Annotated in this window: 8 protein-coding genes; 4 read left to right on the top strand and 4 right to left on the bottom strand. The window is 68.8% G+C overall.

From position 1 onward, the window contains the following. Positions 1–141: 141 nt before the first annotated feature. Positions 142–459 (bottom strand): antibiotic biosynthesis monooxygenase, encoded by a 318-nt coding sequence (locus ACGFRG_RS09155; RefSeq protein ID WP_361425434.1) that lies wholly within the window; start codon positions 457–459, stop codon positions 142–144. A gap of 251 nt (positions 460–710) precedes the next feature. Between ACGFRG_RS09155 and ACGFRG_RS09160 the strand changes: the two genes are divergently transcribed. Further along, positions 711–2,726, top strand: a complete 2,016-nt coding sequence (locus tag ACGFRG_RS09160) for a bifunctional glycosyltransferase 87/phosphatase PAP2 family protein (protein ID WP_393263301.1) — start codon at positions 711–713, stop codon at positions 2,724–2,726. Here ACGFRG_RS09160 and ACGFRG_RS09165 read toward each other — a convergent pair. Together ACGFRG_RS09165 and ACGFRG_RS09170 are read right to left on the bottom strand one after the other, a co-directional pair. Next, positions 2,630–3,319 (bottom strand): pyridoxamine 5'-phosphate oxidase family protein, encoded by a 690-nt coding sequence (locus ACGFRG_RS09165; protein WP_393262750.1) that lies wholly within the window; start codon positions 3,317–3,319, stop codon positions 2,630–2,632. The two genes, ACGFRG_RS09160 and ACGFRG_RS09165, sit on opposite strands and share 97 nt — an antisense overlap. A gap of 43 nt (positions 3,320–3,362) precedes the next feature. Continuing rightward, positions 3,363–3,833 (bottom strand): ATP-binding protein, encoded by a 471-nt coding sequence (locus ACGFRG_RS09170; RefSeq protein ID WP_393262753.1) that lies wholly within the window; start codon positions 3,831–3,833, stop codon positions 3,363–3,365. A 94-nt stretch (positions 3,834–3,927) separates the two neighbouring features. Here ACGFRG_RS09170 and ACGFRG_RS09175 point away from each other — a divergent pair, with 94 nt between their 5' ends. Together ACGFRG_RS09175 and ACGFRG_RS09180 are read left to right on the top strand one after the other, a co-directional pair. Next, on the top strand, positions 3,928–4,779 hold the full coding sequence (locus ACGFRG_RS09175; RefSeq protein WP_361425425.1) for a helix-turn-helix transcriptional regulator: 852 nt from the start codon (positions 3,928–3,930) through the stop codon (positions 4,777–4,779). Between the two features lie 19 nt (positions 4,780–4,798). Beyond that, entirely contained in the window at positions 4,799–5,077 is a 279-nt protein-coding gene (locus ACGFRG_RS09180) for a DUF397 domain-containing protein (RefSeq protein WP_393262756.1), read from the top strand. Here ACGFRG_RS09180 and ACGFRG_RS09185 read toward each other — a convergent pair. Continuing rightward, positions 5,067–6,308 carry a cytochrome P450 gene (locus tag ACGFRG_RS09185; RefSeq protein ID WP_393262759.1) on the bottom strand — a complete coding sequence of 414 codons (1,242 nt, stop codon included), beginning with the start codon at positions 6,306–6,308 and terminating at the stop codon, positions 5,067–5,069. The genes ACGFRG_RS09180 and ACGFRG_RS09185 overlap by 11 nt on opposite strands. Before the next feature lie 314 nt (positions 6,309–6,622). Between ACGFRG_RS09185 and ACGFRG_RS09190 the strand changes: the two genes are divergently transcribed. Beyond that, positions 6,623–7,792 carry a steroid 3-ketoacyl-CoA thiolase gene (locus ACGFRG_RS09190; protein ID WP_361425416.1) on the top strand — a complete coding sequence of 390 codons (1,170 nt, stop codon included), beginning with the start codon at positions 6,623–6,625 and terminating at the stop codon, positions 7,790–7,792. Positions 7,793–8,019 lie beyond the last annotated feature (227 nt).

Consider the following 8,019-nt stretch of genomic DNA (forward strand, 5'->3'; position numbering starts at 1 on the left):
GCGGGAAGTTGTCGTCTGCGGACCGTGCCGGGTTGCTCGCGCAGTTCCCCGCGCCCCTTAGATGGGCCCTTCGGGCCCTCCTTTAGGGGCGCGGGGAACTGCGCGAGCAAGCCTCCACCCACCCGCAGACGAATGAACGCGTCAGGCCTTCGGGGACGCCTGCTGGACTACCTCGAAGGACCACAGCGTGGAACCCGTCGCGGCGGGCTTGGCGCCGTTACCGGCGCCGCCGCCGTGCGAACCCCTCATCGTCGTCGACATCCACTTCTCGAAGTCCGCCTCGCTGCGCCAGCGCGTGTACACGAGGTACTGGTCGGTGCCCTCGACCGGGCGCAGGAGTTCGAACCACTCGAAACCGTCGGAGTTCTCGACCGCCCCGGCCCGCGCGGCGAACCGCTGCTCAAGGACCTCGCGCTGCTCGCTCGGGACCGTCAGGACGTTGATCTTCACAATGCTCATGCACCGCACGATACGGCGGCAGCCGGTGCGTCGCGGATTCCGGCAAACGTGATTTCGGTCGAAACACCGATGACAGTCAGGCGAAATAGGGGTTGCCTGAGTCTTCTCATCGGGGTGGTGCGAGGCTCTAAGGATGCCGCCCCGGAGCCGGGGGCGGCCGGGTACGCGACCAGGAGGTTCGGCGGGGCGTGGCGAATGCGGAGCACGGCCGACGCGGAAGCACGGTGGACACGGGGTCCGCCGACACCAGGATGAGCATGGCCCGTGTGGTCCTGTGGCTGGTCGCCGCAGTGCTCGCGATACGGCAGATGGCACACGTGCTGCGGCTTCCACCGGGTCAACGGCTCACCGACCTGGAGACCTGGACCGGCGTCAACAGCGTCGACGGTGTCAATGGCGTCAATGGCGTCTTACATGTGAAGGGCTCGCTCTACGACAAGGAGCATTTCACCGGCACCCCGTTCGCCGGGTTGGTGCTCAAGCCCCTGACCCACTCCGCCGAGCAGGCGCTCGGCGTCGCCTGGACGTTCTCGACCCTGCTGCTCGTCGCCGTGATCGGCGTGATCGTCGCCCGCGCGCTGCCGGGACCGATCTCGCGGCGCAGTTCGCTGCTCGCCGCGCCCGTCGCCATCAGCCTGTTGATGGTCTCGCTGCCCGTCCGCAACGCCCTCACCACCGGCCAGACCAGCATCATCCCCGTACTTCTCGTCCTGCTCGGCTGTTTCGCCGTACGAGGGGAACGCGGTTCCGGGGCGCTCATCGGCATCGGCGCGGCCCTCCAGCCGACCGTGCTGCTCTTCGTGCCGCTGCTCTGGCTCACCGGGCGCAGACGCGCGGCCGTCACCACCGCCGGGACCTTCGCCGCCGCCACCGCCCTGACCTGGGCGCTCATGCCGCACGACTCCTGGACGTACTGGGTCCACCATGTGGCGGGCGCGGGGCTCGGCGCGCGCGCCGACAGCCTCGCCAACCAGTCGCTGCACGGCGCCCTGCTCCGGCTCGGCCTGGAAGGGCCGCTGGAGATCGCGCTCTTCCTGGTGCTCGCCGCCGCTGTCATCTTCCTCGGGCTGCGCCGCGCCGTCCGCTACGCGCGCGACGGCCAACTCCTGCTCGCCGTCGCCCTCACCGGATGCGTCGCCGTCGCCGTCTCGCCCACCGCCTGGCAGCACCAACTGCTCTGGGTGCTGCTCGCGATGGTCGGCCGGGCCGGGACCAAGGTCCGCGACCGGCTGGTGTGGCCCGCCGTGGTCGTCCTCGTCATGACGCTGCCGGGCACGGTCCTGCTGCCCAACATGGCGGCGATGTACCCGATACGTGACAACGTTCCCCTCCTCACAGCGCTCGTCACCGCGTGCGCCGTCCCGTTCCTGCCGCGCACCTCCGAGCACTTCCGCGCGCCGGTCCCCACGAAGTACGGGACGTCGGCCCCGGCGCGCTGGGCCCGGATACCACTGCTCCCCTTCTGGCGCCGGGTCCTGAGCCGCCCGAACCTGCTGTTGGAACTGCTGGCCATCCGCGTCGGCTACTCCGCGTACTCGCACATCCGCCTCGCCGCGAGCGCCGGGCGCGAGACGGCACAGGCGCACGGCCGGACCGTCGTGTCGATCGAGCGCGCGCTCCACATCGACATCGAGCACTGGGCCAACCACTCGATCCAGCACGCGAAATGGCTGCTGTCGTTCTTCAACTTCTACTACGAGACGTTCCACTTCATCATCCCGCTGACGGTCCTGGGCGTGCTGTACGTGCGCCGCCCGGCGGACTACCGCTGGGCGCGTTCGGCCCTCGGCTTCGCGACGCTGCTCGGCCTGGTCGGCTTCTGGTTCTTCCCGCTGGCGCCGCCGCGCCTGATGCCGGGCATGGGCTTCATCGACACCGTGCACGGCCCGCAGGACCTGGCCAACCCGGACTACGGCCCGCTGACGCAGGTGACCAACCAGTACGCGGCGATGCCGAGCCTGCACTTCGGCTGGTCGCTGTGGTGCGGCATCGTGATCGCGGTGGTGGCCCCGAAGCTCTGGATGAAGGCACTCGGCATGCTCCACCCCCTCTTCACGGTCTGCGCGATCATCGCCACCGCCAACCATTGGGTGCTGGACGCGATCGGCGGCGCGACGGTCGTCGGCGCGGGCTTCGGCCTCGTATATGTACTGGCCGGGCCGCGCGGGATTCAGCTGCCGGACCTGCCGGGGCCCAGGGCCGCGACATGGGGAGGCAAGTCGATGCCGGCGGGCAGAGCCGGGTCGGGCTCCGGCGCGTCGAAGTAGCTCCGCATCGGTATCACCCCGGCCCACAGCCCGAGTTCACCGTCCGGCCCGTCCCCGTCCTGGGGCGGGCCGGACGCGGTCTTGACGGACGCCTCGTCGAGGGCGAGGGCCAGCAGCGAAGTGGCCGCGAGCTCCTTGCGGTTGGGTCGGCGCGCGTACTCCCACTGCCCCGGCGCGCACTGCTCGGTCACGACCCGCAGCCCGTGCAGCAGCTCGTCCCCGTCATCGATCAGCCGGGGCACGGCGTACACCATGGCGCTGCGGTAGTTGACCCCGTGCTCGAAGACGGACCGGGCGAGGACGAGCCCGTCGATGTGCGTCACGGTGACGCAGACGGTGGTCTCCGGCGCCTGTACGAGGCTGCGGCTGGCCACGGACCCATGGACGTACAGCGTCCGGGTGCCGAAGTCGACCCCGTACACGGTTGGCACGACCATCGGCACCCCGTCGACCACCACACCGAGATGGCAGACGAACCCGGCGCGGAGTACCGCGTCGAGATCGGCGACACGGGTACTGCCCTGCTCCCGCAGCCGCCGATGCCGGGTGCGCTCGGTGACCGCAAGGTGCTGATTCTGTTTCTGCTTGCTCATTCCCCCACCGATCCAGTTGAGATCATGTTCGATCTCAACTGTTTCAGTCGTAACGGGGATCATCAAGGTCTACGTCGGAGGGAGCGGCCGGGGCCGGAGTCCGGGGTGCGGAGGCGGACGCGGACGTGGCCGTGCCGCACTCGAACCAGATGGTCTTGCCGGTCTTCGTCAACCCCGGTGAGACGCCCCACTTGTCGACGACCGCGTCGAGCAGGACGAGGCCCCGGCCCGACTCGTCGTCGTCCGAGGCGGTGCGGGGGAGGGGGAGTTGCGGGAAGCCGTCCGACACCTCGGCCCGTACGCCGTGGGGCTGCCTTCTGAGCTTCAACACGCAGTAGCGGTCGGGCACATGGCGCACCACGTTCGCGAGCAGTTCGGTCACGGCGAGCTCCGCCGCCTCCGACACCTCGGACATGGCCCACTGGTCCAGGTGGGTACGGACGATCCTGCGTACATGGCGGGCGGAGTGCGCGCCGACCGTGAAGCGCATGCCGTACTGGGAATTGTCGTTCACGGTACGAGCGTGCCGCGTGATGGCTACGCTCGGCTACGGAACGAATGCAACCCGCTTGGAAGTAAGCGGAGTTGAGCCCGAGGGGGTACCCGCCGTGGTCCACATCAACGTCCTCGACCCGAGCGCGTCGCCGCTCGACTACTACGGATACGAGCTGCGCCGCTACCGCGAGGCGGTCGGGCTCACCCAGAAGCAACTGGGCGCGATCATCTCGTACACCGGCTCGCTCATCGGCCAGATCGAGACGGCACGGAAGCTGCCGACGGCGGACTTCAGCGAGCGTGCGGACATCGCGCTGGGGACCGGTGGATTGCTGTCCCGGCTGCTGCCGCTGGTGCTGCGGAGCCAGCTTCCGGCGTGGTTTCAGCAGGTTGCGGAGCTGGAGTCGCGGGCGATCGAGATCTATACCTTCCAGACGCATATGGTGCACGGGCTGCTCCAGACCAAGGGGTACGCACGTGCGGTGCTCGGTGCCGTGGACGCCGCCAAGCTAGACGACCGGACGACGGTCCGGCTCGCTCGGCAGCGGATCCTGGAGAAGGAGAAGCTTCCGGTGCTGTGGGCGATCCTGGGCGAGGCGGCGTTGCGCCAGGGCATCGGCGGGGCGGAGGTCATGCGTGGCCAACTGGCTCGCCTGTTGAGTTACGAGAACAACCCGAGCGTGAATATCCAGGTGTTGCCGTTCTCGGTTGGGGCGCATGCTGGATTGCAGGGATCGTTCAACCTGTACCGCTTTTTGGACGATTCGCCGATCGTCTACACCGAGGGGTATGGGACCGCGCATCCCACGGCTAATCCGGATGTCGTCAGGAACTGTTCCCTCTATTACGATCACCTGCAGGCGGCTGCCCTGTCCCTCCGGGACTCGGCAGAGCTGATCCGTCGGGTGATGGAGGAATGCTATGGGGAACAGCAACTCTCGGCTGGCGGAGGCCCGTTGGCGTAAATCCAGCTACAGCGGCAACATGGGTGGCGACTGCGTCGAGTGCGCAACCCTCCACGGCGCCGCCTGGCGTAAGTCCTCGCACAGCGGCGACCAGGGCGGTGAATGCGTAGAGTGCGCCACCCTCCACGGCGCCGCCTGGCGTAAGTCAAGCCACAGCAGCGACCAGGGCGGCGAATGCATACAGATCGCCGACCTCCCCCACGCCGTAGCCGTCCGTGACTCCAAGAATCCGGACGGCCCGGCCATCATGTTCACTCCCGCCGCGTTCGGCGCCTTCGTGCGGTCCGTTACGGCGTGACCTGAAGTTCCTTGATGCCGTTCAGCCATGCCGAGCGCAGGCGGCGCGGGTCGCCCGCAAGCGTCAGGTTCGGGAGGGCGTCGGCGATGGCGTTGAAGATCAGGTTGATTTCGAGGACCGCCAGCGACTTGCCGAGGCAGAAGTGCGGACCTCCGCCGCCGAAGCCGAGGTGCGGGTTCGGGTCGCGGAGGATGTCGAACTTCTCGGGCTCGTCGAAGAGTTCGGGGTCGTTGTTCGCCGATGAGTAGAAGAGGCCGACCCGGTCGCCCGCCTTGATCTTCTGGCCGCCCAGCTCCGTGTCCTGCGTCGCCGTACGCTGGAAGGACACCACCGGGGTCGCCCAGCGCACGATCTCCTCGGCCGCCGTCTCGGGGCGTTCGCGTTTGTAGAGTTCCCATTGGTCGGGGTGGGTGAGGAACGCGTGCATGCCATGGCTGATCGCGTTGCGGGTCGTCTCGTTGCCCGCGACGGCGAGCAGGATGACGAAGAAGCCGAACTCGTCGGCCAGCAGGTTGCCTTCGCCCTCCGCCGCGACCAGCGTCGACACGATGTCCTTCGCGGGGCGCTCCTTGCGGGCGGCCGCGAGGTTCATCGCGTACGACACGATCTCCATCGCCGCCTCGGCGCCGATCTCCTCGGTGATGGCGTACTCGGGATCGTCGTACGCCGCCATCTTGTTGGACCAGCCGAAGATCTTCGTACGGTCCTCCTGCGGGACGCCGATGAGTTCGGCGATGGCCTGGAGCGGGAGTTCCACGGCGATGTTGGTGACGAAGTCGAAGGAGTCGCGGCCCTTCGAGGCGGCGAGGGCCGTGTCGACTATGCGGTGCGCGCGGTCGCGCAGGGCGCCTTCGAGTGAGCGGATCGCGCGCGGGGTGAAGCCGCGCTGGACGATCTGGCGGACCCGGGTGTGCTCCGGCGGGTCCATGTTCAGCATGATCAGCCGCTGGACCTCGATCTGGTCGCGGGTGATGTTCTGGTTGAAGCGTATGACGGCCGTGTTGGTGGTGGAGGAGAACAACTCCGGGTGCGTGGAGACGTATTTGACGTCGGCGTGCCGTGTCACCACCCAGTAGCCGTCGTCGCCGAAGCCGGCGAGGCCGTGCGGCTGCGGGCACCACAGGACCGGGGCCGTCTGCCGGGCCTCGGCGAACTCCGGGTACGGGACGCGGGCCTGGAGGAGGTCGGGGTCGGTGAAGTCGAATCCCTCGGGAAGGTGGGGGCAGCGCATCGGCAACTCCATGTGTGAGTCTGACGAAGACAAGTCCGTGTCTGTCCGTGTCTGACGACCCATCAGAATTTGACTGAAAGGTAGTAACGGGTTCTACAAGTCGCAAGGGGCGGTGCGGGATCCGTTGCGGGCGCGCGAGCGCGTGTGAGCGCGTGCGGTGCGTGCACAACCCTTGCGTACCGGGGGTAAGTCTCACCAGACTGCACTCAGAACTAGAACGCGTACTAGTTCATTCGCTGTGGCGGCTCCGGGAGGCCCCCGGCGACTGTGCGAGGAGTCTGCGCAAGGAATCTGTGCGAGGAGAGGACGAGCTCATGGCCGCGGAACCCGTCATCGTCGAAGCCGTACGCACACCGATCGGCAAGCGCGGGGGCGCGCTCGCCAATCTCCATCCCGCCTATCTGCTGGGCGAGACCTACCGTGAACTGCTCGGCCGTACCGGGATCCACGCCGACTGCGTCGAGCAGATCGTCGGCGGTACGGTCACCCACGCCGGCGAGCAGTCGATGAACCCCGCGCGCAACGCGTGGCTGGCGATGGGGCTGCCGTACGAGACGGCGGCGACCACCGTGGACTGCCAGTGCGGGTCGTCGCAGCAGGCCAGCCATATGGTCGCGAACATGATCGCGGCGGGGGTCGTGGACATCGGGATCAGCTGCGGCGTCGAGGCCATGTCGCGCGTACCGCTCGGGTCGGGGTCCAAGCACGGGCCGGGGAAGCCCTTCCCGGACGAGTGGAACGTGGATCTGCCCAACCAGTTCGAGGCGGCCGAGCGGATCGCGCGGCACCGGGGGCTGACGCGGGAGCGCGTCGACTCGCTCGGGCTGCGGTCGCAGGAGCGGGCGGCGGTCGCGTGGGGCGAGGAGCGCTTCAAGCGGGAGACGTTCGCGGTGCAGGTGCCGACGACCGAGGAGGAGCAGGCGGCCGGGCAGGGCATGTGGCGGCTCGTCGACCGGGACGAGGGGTTGCGGGACACGAGCGCGGAGGCGCTGGCCCGGCTGAAGCCCGTCATGCCGACGGCGGTGCACACGGCCGGGAACTCGTCGCAGATCTCGGACGGTGCGGCCGCGATCATGTGGGCGTCCAAACGGATGGCGCGGGCGCTGAAGCTGCGGCCCCGGGCGCGGATCGTGGCCCAGGCGCTGGTGGGGGCCGACCCGCACTTCCATCTCGACGGGCCGATCGACGCGACGCGGGCCGTGCTCGGCAAGGCGGGGATGTCGCTGCGGGACATCGACCTCGTCGAGATCAACGAGGCGTTCGCGTCCGTGGTGCTGTCCTGGGCGCAGGTCTTCGACCAGGACCTGGAGAAGGTGAACGTCAACGGGGGCGCGATCGCCCTCGGGCATCCGGTGGGGGCGACGGGGGCGCGGCTTCTCACGACGGCGCTGCATGAACTGGAGCGGCGGGATCGGGAGTTCGCGTTGGTGACTATGTGTGCGGGGGGTGCGCTCGCTACGGCGACGATCCTCCAGCGCTTGTAGGTGGTCTCCCGGGGGCTACGCCCCCGGACCCCTTCGCGGGGCCTGCGGCCCCTGCACCCCGCTTCGGGGCTTCGCCCCGGGCCCCTGCGGGTGGGTGGGTACGCGGGGCTGCGCCCCTGCACCCCGCTTTCGTCTGCGGACCGTGCTGGGTTGCTCGCGCAGTTCCCACCGGCCCGCAGACGAACACGGCGAGCCGCACGGAGTGGGGCGGGGGAGGTCCGGCTGGT

Origin of the sequence: Streptomyces sp. NPDC048696, assembly GCF_043198895.1 — a bacterium.
GTDB lineage: Bacteria > Actinomycetota > Actinomycetes > Streptomycetales > Streptomycetaceae > Streptomyces.